Annotated in this window: 20 protein-coding genes; 1 reads left to right on the forward strand and 19 read right to left on the reverse strand. The window is 53.9% G+C overall.

Features of this window, described 5'->3' with window-relative positions:
- Positions 1–176 precede the first annotated feature (176 nt).
- The 14 genes from der to trmJ all read right to left on the reverse strand — a co-directional run bounded on the left by der (position 177) and on the right by trmJ (position 13,745).
- Entirely contained in the window at positions 177–1,580 is a 1,404-nt protein-coding gene (der, locus tag J4377_RS03260) for a ribosome biogenesis GTPase Der (RefSeq protein ID WP_038481432.1), read from the reverse strand.
- The gene (gene bamB, locus J4377_RS03265) at positions 1,577–2,761 is read right to left on the reverse strand and encodes an outer membrane protein assembly factor BamB (protein ID WP_038481435.1); all 1,185 of its coding nucleotides are present in this window, start codon (positions 2,759–2,761) and stop codon (positions 1,577–1,579) included. The genes der and bamB overlap by 4 nt, the downstream gene beginning before the upstream one ends.
- The gene (locus tag J4377_RS03270) at positions 2,758–3,417 is read right to left on the reverse strand and encodes a tetratricopeptide repeat protein (protein WP_253486746.1); all 660 of its coding nucleotides are present in this window, start codon (positions 3,415–3,417) and stop codon (positions 2,758–2,760) included. The genes bamB and J4377_RS03270 overlap by 4 nt, the downstream gene beginning before the upstream one ends.
- Positions 3,418–3,494: 77 nt before the next feature.
- Positions 3,495–4,790 (reverse strand): histidine--tRNA ligase, encoded by a 1,296-nt coding sequence (gene hisS, locus J4377_RS03275; protein WP_038481442.1) that lies wholly within the window; start codon positions 4,788–4,790, stop codon positions 3,495–3,497.
- An 86-nt stretch (positions 4,791–4,876) separates the two neighbouring features.
- Positions 4,877–5,992, reverse strand: coding sequence for a flavodoxin-dependent (E)-4-hydroxy-3-methylbut-2-enyl-diphosphate synthase (gene ispG, locus J4377_RS03280; RefSeq protein ID WP_030069523.1), 1,116 nt, complete (start codon positions 5,990–5,992; stop codon positions 4,877–4,879).
- 8 nt (positions 5,993–6,000) lie between these two features.
- Positions 6,001–6,999: a RodZ domain-containing protein gene (locus tag J4377_RS03285; RefSeq protein ID WP_253486748.1), complete on the reverse strand. Its 999-nt coding sequence runs from the start codon at positions 6,997–6,999 to the stop codon at positions 6,001–6,003.
- Positions 7,000–7,038: 39 nt separating this feature from the next.
- Complete coding sequence (pilW, locus tag J4377_RS03290; protein WP_253486756.1) at positions 7,039–7,773, reverse strand: type IV pilus biogenesis/stability protein PilW; 735 nt, start codon at positions 7,771–7,773, stop codon at positions 7,039–7,041.
- A 130-nt stretch (positions 7,774–7,903) separates the two neighbouring features.
- Entirely contained in the window at positions 7,904–9,088 is a 1,185-nt protein-coding gene (gene rlmN, locus J4377_RS03295; RefSeq protein ID WP_038481455.1) for a 23S rRNA (adenine(2503)-C(2))-methyltransferase RlmN, read from the reverse strand.
- An 85-nt stretch (positions 9,089–9,173) separates the two neighbouring features.
- On the reverse strand, positions 9,174–9,599 hold the full coding sequence (ndk, locus tag J4377_RS03300) for a nucleoside-diphosphate kinase (RefSeq protein ID WP_038481458.1): 426 nt from the start codon (positions 9,597–9,599) through the stop codon (positions 9,174–9,176).
- 165 nt (positions 9,600–9,764) lie between these two features.
- Positions 9,765–10,091 carry an iron-sulfur cluster assembly accessory protein gene (locus J4377_RS03305; protein ID WP_038481461.1) on the reverse strand — a complete coding sequence of 109 codons (327 nt, stop codon included), beginning with the start codon at positions 10,089–10,091 and terminating at the stop codon, positions 9,765–9,767.
- 56 nt (positions 10,092–10,147) lie between these two features.
- Positions 10,148–11,320: an aminotransferase class V-fold PLP-dependent enzyme gene (locus J4377_RS03310; RefSeq protein WP_370687196.1), complete on the reverse strand. Its 1,173-nt coding sequence runs from the start codon at positions 11,318–11,320 to the stop codon at positions 10,148–10,150.
- Positions 11,321–11,345: 25 nt separating this feature from the next.
- Complete coding sequence (iscR, locus tag J4377_RS03315; RefSeq protein WP_038481467.1) at positions 11,346–11,813, reverse strand: Fe-S cluster assembly transcriptional regulator IscR; 468 nt, start codon at positions 11,811–11,813, stop codon at positions 11,346–11,348.
- Positions 11,814–11,889: 76 nt separating this feature from the next.
- Positions 11,890–12,843 (reverse strand): serine O-acetyltransferase, encoded by a 954-nt coding sequence (gene cysE, locus J4377_RS03320; RefSeq protein WP_198348623.1) that lies wholly within the window; start codon positions 12,841–12,843, stop codon positions 11,890–11,892.
- 158 nt (positions 12,844–13,001) lie between these two features.
- A complete protein-coding gene (trmJ, locus tag J4377_RS03325; RefSeq protein WP_253486758.1) occupies positions 13,002–13,745 on the reverse strand; it encodes a tRNA (cytosine(32)/uridine(32)-2'-O)-methyltransferase TrmJ in 744 nt (247 codons plus the stop codon).
- 142 nt (positions 13,746–13,887) lie between these two features.
- Between trmJ and J4377_RS03330 the strand changes: the two genes are divergently transcribed.
- Positions 13,888–14,682: an inositol monophosphatase family protein gene (locus J4377_RS03330; RefSeq protein ID WP_253486760.1), complete on the forward strand. Its 795-nt coding sequence runs from the start codon at positions 13,888–13,890 to the stop codon at positions 14,680–14,682.
- A 126-nt stretch (positions 14,683–14,808) separates the two neighbouring features.
- Here the strand turns inward: J4377_RS03330 and secF are convergent, their stop codons facing one another.
- The 5 genes from secF to queA all read right to left on the reverse strand — a co-directional run bounded on the left by secF (position 14,809) and on the right by queA (position 20,415).
- Positions 14,809–15,735 carry a protein translocase subunit SecF gene (secF, locus tag J4377_RS03335; protein ID WP_038481479.1) on the reverse strand — a complete coding sequence of 309 codons (927 nt, stop codon included), beginning with the start codon at positions 15,733–15,735 and terminating at the stop codon, positions 14,809–14,811.
- 78 nt (positions 15,736–15,813) lie between these two features.
- The gene (gene secD, locus J4377_RS03340; RefSeq protein WP_038481482.1) at positions 15,814–17,667 is read right to left on the reverse strand and encodes a protein translocase subunit SecD; all 1,854 of its coding nucleotides are present in this window, start codon (positions 17,665–17,667) and stop codon (positions 15,814–15,816) included.
- Positions 17,668–17,802: 135 nt separating this feature from the next.
- Complete coding sequence (gene yajC / locus J4377_RS03345; RefSeq protein WP_038481485.1) at positions 17,803–18,129, reverse strand: preprotein translocase subunit YajC; 327 nt, start codon at positions 18,127–18,129, stop codon at positions 17,803–17,805.
- Positions 18,130–18,200: 71 nt separating this feature from the next.
- Positions 18,201–19,337 carry a tRNA guanosine(34) transglycosylase Tgt gene (gene tgt, locus J4377_RS03350; protein ID WP_167457094.1) on the reverse strand — a complete coding sequence of 379 codons (1,137 nt, stop codon included), beginning with the start codon at positions 19,335–19,337 and terminating at the stop codon, positions 18,201–18,203.
- 46 nt (positions 19,338–19,383) lie between these two features.
- Positions 19,384–20,415 (reverse strand): tRNA preQ1(34) S-adenosylmethionine ribosyltransferase-isomerase QueA, encoded by a 1,032-nt coding sequence (queA, locus tag J4377_RS03355; protein WP_038481492.1) that lies wholly within the window; start codon positions 20,413–20,415, stop codon positions 19,384–19,386.
- Positions 20,416–20,469: the final 54 nt, after the last annotated feature.

A 20,469-nucleotide genomic window follows, 5' to 3' on the forward strand; every position in this document is an offset into this window, starting at 1 on the left:
TAAGAAGGGCAAAGGTTCAGAGGTGCAAAATGTCAGAGTGGCGATTGCCGAAAAACGCGGCTATTTGAGGGCTCGTGCGGGTAGCTGTCAAGCAGATTTACTCGATAATGGGGGCCATCAACCAAAACGCCTGCTGATGAGGGTCAGCAGGCGTTTGGTAGATTAATGAGCTAGCATTAGCGGCGGCTTTTACGTGCTTCTTTAGTACGGTTGAGCTCGCGTTTTTTGGCTTTCTCTTTATCGCTTGCCCCTGCCATGTGGTCAAACGGATTGCTACCCGAACGGAACTCAAAGCGCATTGGCGTACCGCGAACCTTCAACACTTTGCGGAAGGTGTTGGTTAGATAGCGGCGATAGGCTTCCGGCAGTGATTCAGTCTGATTGCCATGCACTACGATGATAGGTGGGTTGCTACCACCTTGGTGTGCCATGCGCAGTTTGATACGCCGGCCGTTAACCATGGGCGGCGGGTGCTGGCTGACCGCATCTTGAAGCAGCGTGGTCAATCGGTTGGTCGACCAGTGAGCGTTCGCGGCATTGAAAGCTCGTTCGATCGAAGGATAAAGATCACCCACAGCGGTGCCGTGTAGGGCGGAGATAAAATGCATCTCGGCATACTCAGCAAAGCCCAGGCGGCGCTTAATTTCTGCGCGCATTTTCTCTTTCGCTTCGCTTTCCAGTCCGTCCCACTTATTGATGGCCAGTACTAACGCGCGGCCAGTGGTTAGCACGTAATCTAGCAGGTGGAGATCTTGCTCAACTAAACCGCTGCGTGCATCGAGTACCATCACGGCGACGTGACACTCTTTGATAGCATCCAGGGTTTTGATAATAGAAAACTTTTCAGCAATCTCGCGAACGTTCTTACGCCGCCGAATACCCGCAGTATCAACCAATACGTAGGGCTTACCACGACGCTCGAACGGAATTTCAATCGCATCGCGGGTAGTGCCCGCCTCATCGAATACAACAACGCGCTCTTCGCCCAACAGCCGATTAACCAATGTGGATTTGCCCACGTTGGGACGGCCAATAACACCGATACGAATGCCTTTGGTGCCGGTATCCCCAGGAATGCTGGGATCGCGCTCGGGAAACGGCTCCAGCACTGTGTCAATGAGCAGTGAGACATTGCGGCCATGGGCGGCAGCAATCGGCCATGGGTCGCCAAGACCTAAGGTCCAGAAGTCGGCCATGGCCGAATGCTCTTCCAAACCATCGGTTTTGTTGACCACTAGCCAGGTTTTTTTCTGATTAACGCGCAGATGGTTCGCAATGGCTTCATCAGCCACGTTAAGCCCTGCGCGCGCGTCTACTAGAAACAGTACAATATCGGCTTCATCAATGGCGGCCAGGGACTGCTCGGCCATTGCCGCATCAATCCCTTCTTCGTCACCGCTGATGCCGCCGGTATCAATCACCGTATACGCTTTGCCGCCTAGCATTCCGTTCCCGTATTTACGGTCTCGGGTAAGGCCAGGAAAGTCCGCTACGAGCGCATCGCGTGAGCGGGTTAGGCGGTTAAACAACGTCGATTTGCCTACATTGGGCCGACCGACTAAAGCAATGACGGGTGTCATGGAGTTACTTCCAAGGTTTCCAGGCGACCATTATTGGCCTGGACATGAATGGTGCTGCCTTCAGTGGCAGGACGCACGCTGATGCCAGATTTGTGCACGCGCGTACGGCCTACTAACGTGCCTTCGCGGGCATCAAGTAGATGAACGTAGCCTTCGAAGTCACCGACGACCACGCGGCCATCTGCAAACGCAGGTGCTGTTAACCGGCGGTCTTCCAAGTCATCGTTACGCCACAATTCCTGTCCGTTGTCGGCATTCAGGCCAACGACGTGGCTATCATCAGTGACCACTAGCAGAATGTTACCTACCAAAATAGGGGTATGGCGGCTAGATAAGTTGCTTTCCCATAGAACGCCACCGCGGGTTGCTTCCAACGCTACGACGCTACCGTTATAGCTAGTAACGAAAAGTCGGCCATCAGGAGTTACTACCGGCTGACCGGCAAGATCAACCAACCTGTCGACGTCGCTACGTCCGCGGGGAGTAGCAATTTGTAACTCCCACAGTGGTTGACCATTGCGGTTGTCTAATGTTGCTAGTCGTCCGTTAGCAAAGCCAACAAAGCTTACAGGATCAATGACCATTGGCGTGCCGGTACCACGAAGGGTGAGCGAAGGTTGTGAACTGGCATATACCCAACGCTCCTCGCCAGTGACGCGGTCGAGTGCGGTGATTTGGCCGTCAACGCTCTGCACAAGTAGTAGCTGTTGATTCGCTTGAGGTGCTGCCAGCACTTCACTGGAAACCCGTGAGCGCCAATTGACACTACCGTCGCGCTGATCCAGGGAAATAACTTCTCCGTTACGAGTGCCTAAATAAACCTGACCTGCAATAGCGTTAAGCGCGCTTGAAATAGGCGTATCCAGCTCGATTTCCCACTCGCGATTGCCGTTATTGGCGTTAAAGGCGGCGACCAATCCATTGGCATCCGCAGCAAATACGGTGTCACCTTCGCGAGCCGGAGCAATGGGGTAGCGGGCACGACCAAGGCCGTCGCCTACGTTCCTGCTCCATACGCCATCAAGCGTAGAGGTTTCTGTAAAACTACGCAGCTCTTTAGGCGTGTAAGCCGGTTCGCCTTTACTGGCACAGCCTGCTAGCAAGGCGAGTGCCACGGCTCCGACGGTAATGCGCACAGACGGCTTTGAAAATAGCGATTTGGGAAGACTGGTCATGATCATTGTGTCACCTCTTCGACGCCGAGATCGTCAAGCTTGAACTGTACGCCGTAAAGCGGCTGATTCTGGGTTTGAGCCAGTTCTAGCGCAGTTTGCCAAGCGTCTCGCGCTTGTTCTGTTTGGTCTAGCGCAGCGTAAGCGTCGCCTCGCACGTTGGCCTGTTGAGCTGCCAGAGCATCGCTAATCGACTCATCTAACAAACTCAGGGCTGCTTGTGGATTGTCGTTTGCAATCTCAATGCGCGCTAATCTCAGCCATGCAAGACTTTGCACATAGCGGCGAGAGGAGTTGCTAGCCACGTTCTCAAGCGCACTTTTTGCTGCATCAAGGTCACCCTGTTGAACGGCTAAACGTGCTTCCAGCAACTGTGCTAACTCTGCGTAGAGGGTCTTGCCATGGTCACTGGTGATTTCATCAATGAGCTCACGGGCATTGGCTAACTGATCATCTGCCAAGGTGTTACCAGCGGTCATGTTGACGAGTTGCTGATATCGCACGGAGGCGGCTTCTGCTTGGCCTTCTTGATAGTTTTGCCATGCATTCCAGCCAAACACACCCGCCGCAGCAAGAACAGCCCCTGCTATGAGAGAGGTTCCGTTCTCTTTCCACCAGCGTTTAATTACCTCTAGCTGTTCTTCTTCGCTTCTCAGCTCCGCCACGGGCGGCCTCCTGTTCTTTAGCTCAGCCGCAAGGGCGGCTGGCGAGTGTTCGTCTGCCAATAGAGTAGGCAGTAAGGTTAGTGGGGCACTAGGTTTTGCAGTGTCGCGGTGAGCTCAGCCTGAGACACACGCAACTGCTCGCGATCATCACGCAGGAACTTAAGCGTTACGGCTTGCTCTGCTAGCTCATCTTCGCCCAATAAGACTGCAACAGGTGCGTTGCTTTTGTCCGCTTTTTTCATACGGCTTTTAAAACTACCGCCACCACAGTGCAACTGCAGCCTAAGGGTTGGCAGCTCACTACGTAGTTTTTCAGCCAGGGTGAGGGCGACAATAGTAGCGTTGTCATCCATGGGGAGCAGATACACATCGCAGCCACCTAGCGCTTCTTCTGGAATCAGGTCTAATGTTTCCAGCAGCAATATTAAGCGCTCGATACCCATGGCAAAACCAACGGCTGGCGTGGGCTTTCCGCCTAGTTGTTCGACCAGGCCATCGTAGCGGCCGCCTGCACATACCGTGCCTTGGCTGCCTAGGGCCGTGGTCGTCCACTCAAATACCGTACGGCAGTAGTAATCAAGACCGCGTACCAAGCGCGGGTTAACAACGTAGTCGATGCCTGCTGCATCCAGCATTGCTTTGAGTTGTTCAAAATGTGTCCGCGACTCATCGTCCAAATGATCCATCAACTGCGGCGCACCGTTCAGCATTTCCGCCATCGCTGGATTCTTGGAATCCAAAATGCGCAGTGGGTTGCTGGTGAGGCGACGCTTAGAGTCATCATCAAGGACGTCGTGATGCTGATCAAAATAAGCGACGAGTTTATCGCGATAGGCCGCGCGCGCCTCTGTGGAGCCTAGGGAGTTAAGCTCTAGCGTCACATGCTCCAGTAAGCCCAGCTCTTGCCATAGACGCGCTGAAAGCAGAATGACTTCCGCATCGATATCCGGTCCATCAAAGCCGTACGTTTCTACGCCTACCTGATGAAATTGACGATAGCGGCCTTTTTGCGGACGCTCGTGGCGGAACATCGGGCCCTGATACCACAACCGTTGCGTTTGGTTATGCAGCAAGCCATGTTCCATCGCTGCCCGTACACAGCTAGCTGTACCTTCGGGCCGCAGCGTCAGGCTGTCGCCGTTGCGGTCGTCGAACGTGTACATCTCTTTTTCGACAATATCGGTGACTTCACCAATAGAGCGAGCAAATAGCGCCGTTTGTTCAACAATGGGCGTACGGATTTCATCAAAGCCATAGCGATGCATCAACTGACGCACCTTGGCTTCAAAAAATTGCCAGCGGGGGCTTTCGCTGGGCAATAAATCATTCATACCACGGATAGCTTGAATTTTTTTTGCGGCGGACTTGCTCAATGAAAACTCCTTGTATGGGAGACAACGCTGGGGACGGGGAAAAGGTTATGCCCGCCTCCAGGTTGGGTATCACTTGCTCGGCTTTTTTAAACGCTGCGCGCAATCATGTCGTCTTCTTGCTGCTGTTTTTGGCGTACTTTCTCACGGATCAGCTTTTCAAGGTCATCCACCAAGTGGTCATTACGCAGCTTGCTAGCAGGTTTGCCATCGATGTACACCAAGTTGGCAGGAGAGCCGCCGGTTAGGCCAATATCGGTTTCTTTCGCTTCACCTGGGCCATTAACGACGCAACCAATCACCGATACGTCCAGCGGGGTCATGACGTCTTCAAGCCGCTCTTCTAGCTGGTTCATGGTGCTGATGACATCAAAATTCTGCCGTGAGCAGCTGGGGCAGGCAATAAAATTAATGCCTTTGGCCCGCAGTCGCAGGCTTTTAAGCATGTCAAAGCCGACTTTAATTTCTTCTACCGGGTCGGCGGCGAGCGATACGCGAATCGTGTCGCCAATGCCATCCATTAGCAGCATGCCAAGGCCAATCGATGACTTCACCGTACCAGAGCGCAGGCCGCCGGCTTCGGTAATGCCTAGATGGAGTGGCTGCTCGATACGGGTAGCCAGGTCGCGGTACGCTGCTACCGCCATAAACACATCTGAGGCTTTGACGCTGACTTTAAATTCCTGGAAATCAAGACGATCCAGGTAATCAATATGGCGCATGGCCGACTCCACTAACGCTGCGGGAGTAGGCTCGCCATACTTTTTCTGTAGGTCTTTTTCCAGCGACCCGGCATTGACGCCAATACGAATCGGTATGCCGTTATCGCGGGCAGCATTAACAACCGCGCGTACGCGATCTTCGCGGCCAATGTTACCTGGGTTAATACGCAAGCAGTCGACACCTAGTTCGGCGACACGCAGGGCAATTTTGTAGTCAAAATGAATGTCTGCCACCAGTGGGACATCGACACGCTGCTTAATTTTGCCAAAACTTTCAGCGGCGTCCATATCGGGTACTGAAACGCGGACAATATCGGCTCCCGCTTTTTCCAACTGCTGAATTTGTGCCACGGTGGCATCGACATCCAGCGTATTTGTGTTGGTCATGCTCTGAACAGCAATAGGTGCATCACCACCTACGGCCACATTGCCAACGTGAATTTGACGCGAGAAGCGGCGTTTAATCGGAGAAGGTGCGTGCATAAGACGGGTCACTCTCCCAGGGTAAAGCGGGCAACATTATTGGCACCGGCGCGTTGGACAAGGTTAACGGCCTCGCCTTCATAGCGCAGCTCTACGCCGGTGGCATTGCCGATAGTTAAACGAAAAGGCGGTTCGCCCTCAACACTTGCTGTGGTGCCAGGCGTTTGCAGACCAACGAACACCCGTTGGTTATTGGCATCAAAAATTTCAGTCCACGACTGCTCGTTAAACGTAAGTTCAAGCAGGTTCGGGTTTGTTGCGGGCGCTGTTTCAGCTGTGTTGTCTTCACTGTCAGTGGCGGCGTCCGCTTGTTCAGCTGTATCTGCAGAGGTGAGCTCAGCAGCTTCTGCCCCTTCGGAAGACGTAGACGGCTCAGATGCCGACTCAATGGCAGCCGTTGCGGCGTTAGCCGCTCCCTCATCGACTCCCTCGGCTGTGCCGGTTTGTTGTGCCGTTGCGGTGCTAGGAAGCTGAGGTGTGGCAACCAGCGTTTGTTCAGTCGGTGTTGCATTGTCGGCTGGCGTACCCATGGAACCACCCTCATCTTCTACAGAAGGGTTACTTCCCATGCTGGGGGGTTCGCTGCCGCCACGGCTTTGCCACCACATGACCGTGACGGCAATCAAGGCAACAATCACTAGCAGGGTGACTAGCTTAAATAACCAAGCGCCAATACGGGATGGTGGCCGGGTGACTGACACTGGAGCCACCCGACGATCTGTCTCTGTACCCCCATGGTTAGCTTGGTAGGCCTCAAGTACTAGACGATCATCCATGCCCAGGTATTTTGCATAAGCACGTAAATAGCCTCGGCGATAAGCGGCAACAGGGATTTCTTCGTAGTTATCTTGTTCTAAACCATCAACGACCGCTGGGCGTAAATTAAGCGCCCGTGCGGCATCGGTAAGCGGTACGCCGAGTGCTTCGCGTTGGCGTGAGAGAAGCTCGCCAGGTGTTGCAGTTGGGCTAGAGGTCGTAACATTATCGTGTGATTGTGTATCGCTCATAGCTGAGCATCCTTCAATAATTAGGTGGTCAGGGCACCGTTAGTCAATATTCAATAAGCGCTGGTAGTTCGCAGCCGCAGCGTGATCACCACGGGCGTGGGCGATATCGATCGCCATTTCCAACGCGACTGGATTTTGCCCGGCCAGCTGCAAGTAGCGCTGCAGCGGCTCCCAGGCTTGACCATAATTGCCCTGTGAAACTTCAAGTTCGGCTAATAATAAATATCCACGCAGGCTACGTGGATCAATGCTCACTGCGCGCAATAAGCGTTTGCGCGCTTCATCAATGTCATCGGCTGCCAAATAGCACTGCCCTAGGTTAGTAAATAGCTGGGCACGATTGGCATATTGGGCATCGTGAGATGCTATTTCTAACTGTTCGCAAGCGGCGTTGAACTGCCCCTGCTGATATAAAAACGCCGCGTAATTATTACGCGCACGTGTCAAAGAAGGTGCTGTGTTAATCGCTTGCTGAAAATAGTGATTTGCAAGCTCATTTTCACTCTGCTGTTGATAGACCAGCGCAAGCGCCTGAAGTGCCTCGGCATTGCGTGGATTAATTTCAAGCGCACGATCAAGCGCGCTGAGCGCACGGGTTAGGTTGTCGCGTTCTAGGTAAGCAACTCCTAGTTGGGTGTAAGCGTCTGCAGCGTCATCGTCAGCCTGAGAAGACGTGCTGCCTGACGTGGCACAGCCAGCTAACAACATGCTGCTTACTAGCACGCACAGCATGTGAACCCGGGGTGGGTAAAAGCGCCAGCGGTGACTGATCATGTACACCCTCTTATAACAACCATTTTGCAGTGATTTGACGCGTTGTTATGTGACAACATTTGCGTGTGTGGCGGTTTGAAAATGTGTCCATCAAAGCGCCGCGCTCGATGGAAGTCAAGATAACAACGGTTTAGTCTGCGTCAAGCTGTACGGACTGAATATAGCGTGCACTTCGCTTAGTGCGGTCTTTCACCTTTCCTACCAGTTGGCCACAAGCAGCGTCGATATCATCGCCCCGCGTGATGCGTACGGTGGCGTTATAACCCAGGTCGTATAGCCATTGCTGAAAGCGCATCACTTGGTTACGTGAGGGCTTTTCGTAGCCTGAATTAGGGAACGGGTTGAACGGTATCAGGTTGATTTTACAGGGTAGCTCTTTTAACAGCGCCGCCAGTTGCTCAGCATGCTCCTGCTGATCATTCACATCTCTAATGAGCGTATATTCGATAGTCACCTGACGGTTATCCGGGCATTTGGATAGATAACGGTGGCAGGCATCCAGAAGCGCGCGGATATTATATTTACGGTTAATCGGTACCAGCTCGTTGCGTAGCTCATCAGTAGAAGCGTGCAACGAAATGGCTAAGCTTACGTCGATCTCATCGCCAAGCTTATCTATCATCGGCACAACGCCGGATGTGGAAAGCGTGACGCGGCGTTTGGAAAGTCCATAGCCATTGTCGTCGAGCATCAGCTTCATTGCTGGCACGACGTTATCAAAGTTGAGCAGCGGCTCACCCATGCCCATCATGACTACGTTAGTCACCGGACGATTAGCGGTATCGCGGCGCGGGCCTACGCTACGCTGGGCGACCCAAACCTGGCCGATGATTTCGGCAGCGGTCAGGTTGCGCTGGAAGCCTTGTTTGCCCGTTGAGCAAAAACTGCAGTCTAACGAGCAGCCTACCTGTGAAGAGACGCATAGCGTTCGGCGTTTGCCGTTTTCCGCAGGAATCAGCACCGTTTCTACATAGCTGCCATCTTCTACTTCCAGGACCCACTTGCGTGTGCCGTCGCTGGAAGTGCCTTCATAGACGACGCCAGGGCCACGAATCTCAGCCAGCCGAGCCAGTTTTTCTCGCAGCGGTTTGGATAGATTCGTCATGGCAGCAAAATCATCGCTACCTTCCTGGTGAATCCACTTCATTAGCTGGGCAGCGCGAAACTTCTTTTCGCCAATCGACAAAAAGAAGTCCTCCATCTGCTCGCGAGACATGCCCAGCAGGTTCTGGCGCTCTGGCGCGTTAGTGGCGGCAGGTTCGCTTTCGGTCGAGGAGATAGAGGTAGGCGTATGTTGAGCTACGGTAGTGGTCATGGCGGTCAGCGTTCAGAGAAAAGGCGGGGGCATAGCCCCCGCGAAAATGGCCGGCAACGGATGTTGAATCGGCGGCACGCTTGGTTTAGCGCGGGCAAATTTCGTCGTTACCGAAGAAGTAGCTAATTTCGCGCTCAGCGCTTTCCGGAGAATCAGAACCATGGACAGCGTTTGCGTCGATTGTTTCCGCAAAGTCAGCGCGGATAGTGCCGGGTGCCGCTTCTTTCGGGTTAGTAGCACCCATCAGGTCACGGTTTTTAGCGATAGCGCCTTCGCCTTCCAGTACCTGCACAACAACCGGACCAGAGGTCATGAAGCCAACCAGGTCTTTAAAGAAAGGACGCTCTTTATGTTCGGCGTAGAAACCGCCTGCTTTTTCTTCAGAAAGATGAACCATCTTCGCAGCAACAACTTTCAAGCCTGCTTTTTCAAAGCGAGAAATGATGTCGCCAATCGCGTTTTTAGCAACGGCATCAGGCTTGATAATAGAAAGAGTACGTTCAATTGCCATGGTGGAATCTCCTTAAGAGGCATAAAGCAGAAGTGCCGCCCCGGAAAGCCGAGGCGGCGCAGGAAAAAAGAGTCGGCAGGGCTGCTGTGCATTACCGATTGCCGAGTGGCCGCGATTATAGCGCCTCAAGGGGGTGATGAATACCGGTGATGCAGCGCTAAACGTTTAGACCGTGAAGCTTTCGCCACAGCCACACTCATCTTTAACGTTGGGATTGTTGAAGCGGAAAAAGCGATTCAGCCCTTCGCTTACATAGTCCACTTCACTGCCGTTGAGTATTTCTAGCGCGTCTGGCGCGATATACACGCTGGCGCCGTGCTCTTCAAAGCGAATTTCGTCATCGCTTACGTCATCGGCAAAGTCGAGTACGTAACTATAGCCTGAGCAGCCGCTAGGTTTTACAGAAACGCGCAGCCCAAGCCCCTGGCCACGCTCATCGAGAACGTGACGGATTTGCTGAGCAGCAGCGGGGGTAATGTTGAGAGTTGCCATCGGGCGTCCTCCTTCAAGAAGTCGGTAGGCTGATTGCCAACAGTGGCATCAGCCGTTTAACGCGTTGAGCGTAGTCCGCTCAACGCGTGGCGCAGTAGTGTCAGCGCATGATCAATGTCGGCGTCAGTGGTGAAACGCCCAAAACTAAAACGTAGCGATGAGAGTGCAAGGGCGCGCGGTGTGCCGATTCCCAATAAAACGTAGGAAGGATCAACGCTAGCAGAGTTACAAGCAGACCCAGTTGACACAGCAACATCGCGCAGCGCCATCAATAGAGATTCACCGTCTACCCCTTTAAATGCTAGGTTTAAAATATTGGGAACGGCATTTTCCAGCGGAGAGTTGGCGAAGAAGTCATCAACATCTTCTAGCCCTTTTAGGAAGCGCGCGTGTAGCTGGGCGATATGGGCTTGATCTTCCTGGTGATGGTGTTGCATTAGCGCAAACGCTTCACCCATGCCGGCAATTTGATGGGTCGGAAGTGTGCCAGAGCGCATGCCCCGCTCGTGGCCGCCACCATGGATAAGTGCTTCTATGCGTATATCTGGATGGCGTTTGACGTAAAGCGCACCAACGCCTTTGGGGCCATAAACTTTATGCCCAGACAGCGACATTAGATCAATTTGTTGCGCCACCACATCTAACGGAATGCGTCCTACAGCTTGGGCTGCATCGGTGTGAAAAACAGCCCCGAATTCATGGGCAATCTCTGCCAGCGCGGCAATATCATTAATGCTACCCAATTCGTTATTGACCGCCATTAATGACACGAGTGCCGTGTCGTCTCGCATGGCAGCGCGCAGCTGTTCTGGCGTGGTACGCCCGTCTCGCCCAGGCGTGAGCCACGTCACTTCAAAACCTTCGCTTTCCAGGGCGTTGGCAGTATCCACTATCGCTTTGTGCTCAATGGTGGACGTTACCAGATGCATGCCGCGCTCACGATTGGCGCGCATGTAGCCGATCAGCGCTAGATTGTTGGCCTCAGTGGCACCGCTGGTCCAAACCACCTCACGTGGGTCTGCGTTAATCGTATTGGCGACTTGACGGCGAGCCTGCTCTACCACCTGTTCCGCCTGCCAGCCTAACATGTGGCTGCGCGAGGCTGGGTTGGCGAACAGCTGATCAACGGTTAAATAGCGCTGCATGACGTCGGCCACACGGGTGTCTACCGGCGTGGTCGCGGCATAGTCCAAATAAATCGGCAGCGAAGGGGAGGAGGTCATCGTCATAGAGTCCAACGTGCAGTGAAAGCCGTTAAGGGGATGAGGCGAGAATGCCAGCTTCTACGCGCTGCTTTTGCCGAGAGGCAATGCGTATAACATCGGGGCGCTGCATCAGTTGTGCAAGGCTAGTGTCATCAAGGAAATTGCGAATCTGCCCTGATAGATCACACCACAGGTGATGGGTTAGGCAGGTGTCGCCTTGTTGGCAGTCTGAAAGCCCTTGGCAGCGTGTTGCATCCACGGTCTCATTAACAGCATCAATCACTTGGGAAACGCTGATGTCTTCGGCTGGTTTAGCCAGCAAATAGCCTCCACCAGGACCACGCACGCTGCTAACTAGACCCGCTCGGCGCAGGCGTGCAAATAGCTGCTCGAGATAAGAGAGCGAAATTTCCTGACGCTGAGAAATATCCCCCAAGCTGGTCGGGCCTTGGGGAGTATTTATCGCCAAATCGAGCATGGCGGTAACGGCGTAACGGCCTTTAGTGGTCAAGCGCATGACAGGCACCTCGACGCTGAACCTCAGCGCACTTACGGCAAATGTAACGCCATTATGGAAATCCTGAGTGCTTTGGTCAACTATTGCGCGATGTCGTTGAGTCAGAGGTTGAATCAGCCGCTGCATCAGATGGCGAGTTAGCCGTTGAATCAGGAGCGGTTTGCTGCGTACTGGCGGCTGCTGTCTCGGTCGCCTCGGCGTTGGCTTTTGGCTCGGAACTGTGTTTGCCAACCCCTGGGCAGCCTGTGTCATTTTCATCAAGAATGTCGGCGAAATCTTCATCGCGCAGAGCCGGGAGTTGGCCGTCGCGATAGCTGGCATCCAATTGACGCAGTGTCGAACACATACGCTCAATGCGCTCATCCACGGCGTGCATGTGATCAAGCATCGCCTGCATCGAACGTGCCACAGGGTCGGGCATGTCCTGGCTAACACCGTAAGCATCGAAGCCAAATTTTTGGCAAATCGCTTCGCGACGAGCCGGGTCGACATCTAATGCTTCCTCGACATCGGGGTCGGCGCGTTTAACGATTTTGCCAGGAATGCCCACCACCGTAGCGCCGGATGGCACTTCTTTGGTGACCACGGCATTAGAGCCAATTTTAGCCCCCGCGCCAACGGTGAACGGGCCAAGAATCTTAGCGCCAGCGCCAACAATAACGCCATCTTCTAACGTAGGGTGACGCTTACCCTTATTCCAACTGGTGCCGCCTAAGGTAACGCCTTGATAAAGGGTCACATTATCGCCGACTAGCGCTGTTTCACCAATCACCACGCCCATGCCGTGATCAATAAAGAAACGGCGGCCAATAGTGGCGCCTGGGTGAATCTCAATGCCGGTCAGCCAGCGGGAAAACGTCGATAGCGTTCGCGCCAACCATTTAAAATTTTTCTTCCATAGCCAGTGGCTGCAGCGGTGAAGCAGCAGGGCGTGCAGGCCGGGATAGTTGGTCAGCACCTCAAGAGAGTTACGTGCCGCTGGGTCGCGGTCGAATACGCTATTAATGTCTTCACGCAGGCGTTGAAACATGGGTGATCCTTGGGCGTTAAAGGGCGGCAGTCATGGATGCTCTGGGTATCGAATGCTATGGAATATCGTTAGTGCGAAGCGGTTGTTAAGAAGGCGATGTTGGGGCGCATGAGCGTGACTTCAAGTTTAGGCCATTGCCGCTCAACCGGCATGCCAAGCTATGGCTGCCGTTGGTCCGCTGCTTTTTCCGTTGCCGAAAGAATGCCACGCAGAATATTCATCTCCATTTTTTCAGGACGAGCACGTAGGTATAGGCGACGCAATCTCGCCATCAGTTGGCGCGGCTGTGCGGGGTCATGAAACTCAATGGCTATCAGCGTGCGCTCCAAGTGCTCAAAGTAGCGCTCTAGTTCGGCATGGGTAGCCAGCGCATCATCCGTCTCTTCAGCGGTGGCGCTATCCTGTTGGGTTAGCCATGCCATACGGCACTCATAGGCAATCACCTGAACGGCAGCGGCCAGATTTAGCGAGCTGAAATCTGCATTGGTGGGAATATGCACGTGGGCATGGCAACGCTGCAGCTCGGCATTGGTTAAGCCGCTGTCCTCGCGGCCAAACACCAGCGCGACACGTGCATTGTCGGGCTGGCATTCGCTGGGCAAGCGCTCTGCTAGCTCGCGTGGGGAAATCATTGGCCAGGGCAGCGTGCGCGAACGAGCGCTAGCGCCCACGGCAAGCGTGCAGTCAGCAACGGCGTCTTCAAGAGAGGCTTGGACTTTTGCCTGATGAAGCAGGTGGTCGGCTCCCGAGGCGCGGGAAATGCTGTCTTGGGTAATCACTTCACAGCGCGGCGCCACCAGGGCTAAATCTGCTAAGCCCATGTTGTGCATGGCGCGGGCGACGCCGCCAATATTACCAGGATGGCTAGTGCCAATAAGAACAATACGGATGCGCTCAAGCATAATGGGCTCGGTAATCAAGTACGGAAAACGCGCAGTTTAGCATGAGTCGATAGCATGCCCGAGGGGGCTCTGTTAGAATTGCGCGCCAAAGCAGTCCTGCCACTGCCTCCGTTCTTTAACATCACTGTGACAAGGCCCGATCATGAATCCTATGGTCCAATTTACGCTGCGCGCTGCGCGTGGCGCTGTTGAACACTTTTTACGTGTTCGTGAACGCATTGAAAATGCTCACGATGAATTTAACCTCGACCGCTTGCTAGAAGACACCGCTCGCAAAGCAGAGGCCACCATTGTTCAGCAGCTGCAGCGTGGGTATCCCCTGCACGGCTTCAGTGGCCGCTATACGCCTCATAAAGCGGGTGAAGGCGAAGGCGCTGATATCGTCTGGAAAATTGAACCAATGCACGGCTATTCCAATTTAGCGGTGGCAGGTAAGGGCTTTGCTCTCTCAGTGGTGTGTCTCGTCAAAGATCGCCCCGAACACGCGGTAATTATCTGTCCGTTTTCTGACGATGAGTATATCGCCAGCCGCGGCCGCGGTGCTCAGCACAACGATAAGCGCATGCGTGTAAGCAAACCTACCACCATTAGCGGTACGCGGATAGCGATGAGCCTGCCAGAAACCTGGTTGCGCCCAAGTCATTTGCCCGCTTACCTGACCATTACTCAGCAATTAGCCCCCCAAGTGGAAGCCATGTTGGCATCTGGCAGCGGCCTGCTGGATATTTGCGAGCTTGCCTGTGGGCGTGTGGACAGTGTTTTTGTACTGGGCCTTGAAGAGCAGGATATGCAGGTGGGAACGCTATTGCTGAAAGAGGCCGGTGCGTTGATGGGCACGCCTGACGGCAAGCCGACAGTGAACGCTGAAGGTCAACTGATGGCCGCTGGCCCGCGTCTGTACAAAGCCTTGATTAAACAATTGGCACCGCATTTTTAAGTTCGTAAAAGTGGTAAGTGGTAAGTGGTAAAAGCGATTGATACAGTCTGCTCGATGACCACGCATTAAAAAGGCTCTGTCGATTTTATCGGCAGAGCCTTTTTGTTGCGGATTACTTTTGCTGGTTTACGGCAGCTCTTCTTCCTCTTCATCCGTCTCTTTCTTGGTGGGGATAAGGTCTTCCCGTGAAAGCTTGAGCGGAATCAGTAACGCACCTGAGATATAAATTGATGAGAACGTACCCACCACGATGCCAATTAACAGCGCAATAGCGAAGTTCTCGATCATGTCGCCGCCTAATAGCAGCAGCGCCAGCAATACCAGCACCGTAGTACCAGAGGTGGCGAGCGTGCGGGACAGGGTGGCATTGATCGCTTCGTTGAAGATTTGCGGCATATCATCAATACGCGATGTTCGAATAGTCTCGCGGATACGGTCATAGACAACAATCGTATCGTTTAGCGAGTAGCCGATAACGGCCAAAATCGCTGCCAGAACCGTTAGATCGAACTCCAACTTGAACAGCGCGAAGACGCCAACAACAATGATGACATCGTGCAGCAAGGCTAGCAGGGCACCAAGAGCAAACTTGTATTGAAAGCGGAAGGCAACGTAAAGCATCACCACGCCCAATGCCACTAGAAGGCCTAAGCCGCTTTGGTCGCGAAGTTGGTCGCCTACCTGTGCACCGACAAACTCGGCCCGCACAAGATTAACGCTATCGCCATTGGCACGTAGCAGACTGACAACGTCGTTACCGACATCCGCATCGAACGCCTGTTGAATGCGGATAAGTATTTCTGTTGATGCGCCAAACGTTTGCACCGACACGTCTTGGAAACCACTGTCTTCGAGCAATTGGCGAATCGCGTCTAAGGAAGGGACTGCGCCGTAGCGCACTTCCACCAGGGTGCCGCCGGTGAAGTCCAGTCCGAGATTTAGCTGCTGAAAAATAATCGCGCCAATCGAGATGATTAGCATCAAGGCAGAGACGATAAACGCAAGGTTGCGCCGCCCCATAAAGTCGATTCGCAGTTGTGATAGGGGTTTCATTACCACCTCTTAAATTCTGGGCTAAGCACGTGGTTCAGATCCATGCTTTTCAAATCTATGCCATTTAGATCCATGTGTTTAAATCCACAGCTTTTTGACGGGCTTGCTGCCATAGGTCAGGTTGACCATGGCGCGCGTTACCAGTAGTGCCGTGAACATGGATGTCAAAATGCCAATGGAGAGCGTAACGGCAAACCCTTTCACTGGGCCGGTACCGATCGAGAACAGAATCACCGCTACCAGCAGCGTGGTGATGTTGGCATCCACGATAGAAGTGAAAGCGCGCTCGTAGCCCGCATGGATTGCTTGCTGAATCGACATGCCGTTGCGCAATTCTTCACGTATACGCTCGAATATCAGCACGTTGGCATCAACTGCCATGCCTAGCGTCAGCACAATCCCGGCAATGCCTGGTAGTGTTAACGTAGCGCCCAGCATCGACATAACCGCGACGAGCAGCGTTAGGTTTAGCGCTAGGGCGATGTTGGCAAATACCCCAAACACTTTGTAGCGTACCAGCATAAACAGCACGACCAGTAACAAGCCGATTTGTACCGATAGCAGGCCACGCTCAATGTTTTCGGCACCCAGGCTTGGTCCAATAGTACGTTCCTGGACAAAGTAGATAGGGGCGGCCAGTGAACCAGAGCGGAGCAGAAGGGCAAGCTCAGCAGCTTCAGTCGGTGAGTCTAAGCCGGTAATGCGGAAGCTATTGCCCAGTGCGCTTTGGATGGTGGCAAGGCTGATCAAGCCGCGTTCGACGTAGGGCTCGCGAATAATCGTTTCTTCGCCCGTTTCGGGGTCGATTTCTACGCGATCTTCGCTTTTATGTTCAATGAACAATACCGCCATATTGCGACCGATGTTGGTTCGCGTGGCGCGGTTCATTAACGTGCCGCCGGTGCCGTCCAAGTTAATGTTGACCTGTGGGCGACCATTTTCATCAAAGCTATTGCTGGCACTGGATACGCTATCACCGGTAATAATGACATCGCGCATCAGCTCTGCCGAGCGTGCTGGGTCGTTACGGAATTCTAGACGTTCGGTTTCCGTGTCAGGCGTGTCGTTGCGAGCTTCCAGGCGAAACTCTAGGTTTGCCGTTGCACCCACAATGCGCTTTGCAGCCACGGTATCTTGAACGCCGGGCAGTTCAACAACGATTTGACTAGGCCCTTGGCGTTGAACCATCGGCTCAGCGACGCCCAGCTCGTTTACGCGGTTGCGTAGCGTGGTTAAGTTTTGATTGATCGCATAGTCCTGAATCTCGTTGACCGTTTGGTCGCTGAGCGTCATGACTAGGTTGGAAGCACGACCATCGCCTTCATTGCTGTATTCAAAATTAGGGAAGTCGCGGCTAATCAAGCGCCGGGCAGTATCGCGGTCTTCTGCACTGCCAAAGCCGATTGAAAGTGAACGCTCGTCGATGGTGGTATTGCGATAGCGAATGCGCTCCCCACGTAGCAGTTCACGCATGGCGCTGGCATTCACTTCCAAGCGCTGGGTAAGGGCGGCATCCATATCTACTTCGAGTAAGAAGTGCACGCCTCCACGTAAATCTAGGCCCAGTGTCATGGGAGATGCGGAAAAGGCTTGCAGCCAACCAGGGGTGGCGTCAGCGAGGTTGAGTGCGACAGTCGCGTCACTACCCAATACATCTGCGGCAATATCGCGGGCGTCTAGCTGATCATCATCACTCTGAAGGCGAATCAGCCATTGGCCATTCGTTTCTTCAATGGCTTTAATGCCGATATCGCTATCAATGAGCGCTTCTTCAACGCGGGATATTTGCCGTTCATCCAGCGAATCGCCCTGGGCATCGCTAACCTGGATGGCGGGATCTGCGGGGAATAAATTGGGAAGCGAATAGATAAGGCCAACCACCAGGACGACCAGTATCAGCAGATACTTCCACAGGGGGTAACGGTTGAGCATGCAAGCCCTGCCTTCAATTACAAACGGAATTGCTGTGCACGGACAGACCGCGCACAGCAAAGTTCACCATCGTGGCTACCATGTCACCCCTGCCGGGGTGGCTGGCACTGGATCGGCAGGGGGGAGATGCAGGCGTTAGATGGACTTAATAGTGCCTTTAGGAAGTACGGCAGCAACGGCATTTTTCTGCACGTTAACTTCGGTGCCTTCAGAAACTTCCAGCGTTAGGAACTCATCACTAACTTTGGTAACACGACCAACAAGACCGCCACCGATGACGACTTCATCGCCTTTGGCCAAGCCAGTAACCAGCTGTTTGTGCTGCTTAGCGCGCTTTGCCTGGGGGCGCCACAGCAGGAAGTAAAAAATCAGCACAAAACCAACCAGCATGACAATTTGCGCGATGCCACCGCCGGCAGCGGCTTCTTGGGCATGGGCTGGTGAGATGAAGAAATCCAGCATTGCAGAGAACTCCTGGGTTAGAAAACTCAATGGGTGAACCGATTAAACCACCCGCCAATGGCGGATGGCGATTAATTCGCTAGGGGAGGCACTGGCAGGCCGCGCTGGGCATAAAAGCCTTCCACAAAGGTCGTCAATGTACCCGCTTCGATTGCCGCGCGCAAATCAGCCATTACCCGCTGGTAGTAGCGTAAGTTATGGATGGTATTGAGCATGGAACCCAGCATTTCGTTACAACGATCCAGGTGGTGCAAGTAGCCCCGTGAGAAATTCTTACAGGTATAGCAGTCACACTCGGCATCAAGCGGTTGGGTATCGAAGCGGTGCTTGGCGTTACGGATCTTGACCGTACCCTCTGAGGTAAACAGGTGGCCGTTGCGCGCATTACGGGTAGGCATCACGCAATCGAACATGTCGACACCGCGACGTACGCCCTCTACCAAGTCTTCTGGTTTGCCAACGCCCATCAGGTAGCGAGGGGTGTCGTCCGGCATCCACGTCGGTAGATAATCAAGCACCTTGATCATCTCTTCTTTGGGTTCGCCTACCGACAGACCGCCAATGGCCAAGCCATCAAAGCCAATCTCGAGCAGCCCTTTTAGTGAGCGTTCGCGAAGTTCAGGGTGCATGCCGCCTTGAATAATGCCGAACAGCGCTGAAGGTGAGTTACCATGAGCATCGCGTGAGCGTTTCGCCCAACGTAGCGAAAGCTCCATGGATTTTTCGGCTTCTTCAAAGGTGGCTGGGTACGGTGTGCACTCGTCGAAGATCATCACCACGTCAGAGCCCAGTGAGCGCTGCACGGCCATGGATTCTTCCGGCCCCATGAACACCTTGCTGCCATCAACCGGTGAACGGAAGTGAACGCCTTGCTCGGTAATTTTGCGCATTTCGCCTAAGGAAAAAACCTGAAAACCGCCGGAATCGGTCAGGATAGGTTTGTCCCATTGGGCAAAATCATGCAAGTCGCCATGGGCTTCAATTACGTCGGTGCCTGGGCGCAGCCATAGGTGAAAGGTGTTGCCGAGAATGATTTCTGCGCCAATCTCTTTCACGGAGTCTGGTGTCATGCCCTTCACCGTGCCGTAGGTACCCACCGGCATAAAGGCCGGGGTTTCGACAGTGCCGCGGGGGAAGTGCAGGCGCCCCCGGCGCGCACGGCCATCGTCGGCTAGGCGCTCAAAGCGCATAAAACATTCGTTTCGCATCTAAATAACTCGTCAATAATCGGTTAAGGCGCTGGACGTATCGTGTTTAGCGGGTCAGCAGCATGGCATCGCCATAACTAAAGAACGCGTAGCGCTCGTCAACTGCCGTGCGGTATGCCCGCATCATGTGGTCATAGCCGGCAAATGCAGAGACCAGCATCAACAGGGTCGACTCGGGCAGGTGGAAATTAGTTATCAGAGCATCCACACAGCGCCATTCGTAGCCAGGGTAGATAAAGATATCGGTGTCGCCGCTGTAGGGGGCGATCTGGCCGTCGCTACTTTTCAGGCAAGCGCTTTCTAAGCAGCGCACGCTGGTAGTGCCGACGGCAATGACCCGTTTCCCCGCAGCCTGAGTGTCACGCACTTGTTGACAGGCGGTCTCAGACACCTCAATCCACTCGCTATGCATATGGTGTTCAAGGATGTTGTCGACGCGTACTGGCTGAAAGGTGCCAGCGCCGACGTGCAAGGTCACAAAGGCACTGTTAACGCCTTTCTCGGCCAGGGCATCCAGCAACGGTTGGTCAAAGTGAAGCCCCGCGGTAGGCGCTGCTACTGCACCGTCGCGGCGGGCATACACGGTTTGATAGCGTTCCCGATCACTCAGCTCATCGTCACGGGTGATATAGGGCGGCAGTGGCATATGGCCGTGCTTTTCAAGCAGCGCAATCATTGGTGTGTCGCCTAAAAAGCGCAGCTCAAACAGTGCATCGCGGCGGCCTTCAACCACCGCATGAATGTCGCCTTCAAAGATCAGCTCGGTGCCTGGCTTGGGCGATTTGCTCGAACGAATATGCGCCAAACCACGGTGGCTATCCAACGGGCGCTCCAGCAGCATTTCTACTTTACCGCCGCTAGCTTTGTGGCCGTGCAGGCGTGCTGGAATGACGCGCGTGTCATTGAATACCAGCAAGTCGCCGGGTTCGAGTAGTTCAAGTAAATCAGGAAACCGGCGATGCTCAAGCGCGCCGCTCTGGCCATCCACGCATAGCAAACGGCAGTCGCTGCGCTGCTCAGAAGGGTAGCGAGCAATTAGCTCGTCGGGTAGCTCGAAATGAAAATCCGCGCGCTGCATGGAAATGGCTCTTATCAGTGGTCAAACAGGCGGCATAGGATAGCGCTTTAGATA

This window comes from Halomonas sp. XH26 (genome assembly GCF_024138895.1).
Taxonomy (GTDB): domain Bacteria; phylum Pseudomonadota; class Gammaproteobacteria; order Pseudomonadales; family Halomonadaceae; genus Vreelandella; species Vreelandella alkaliphila.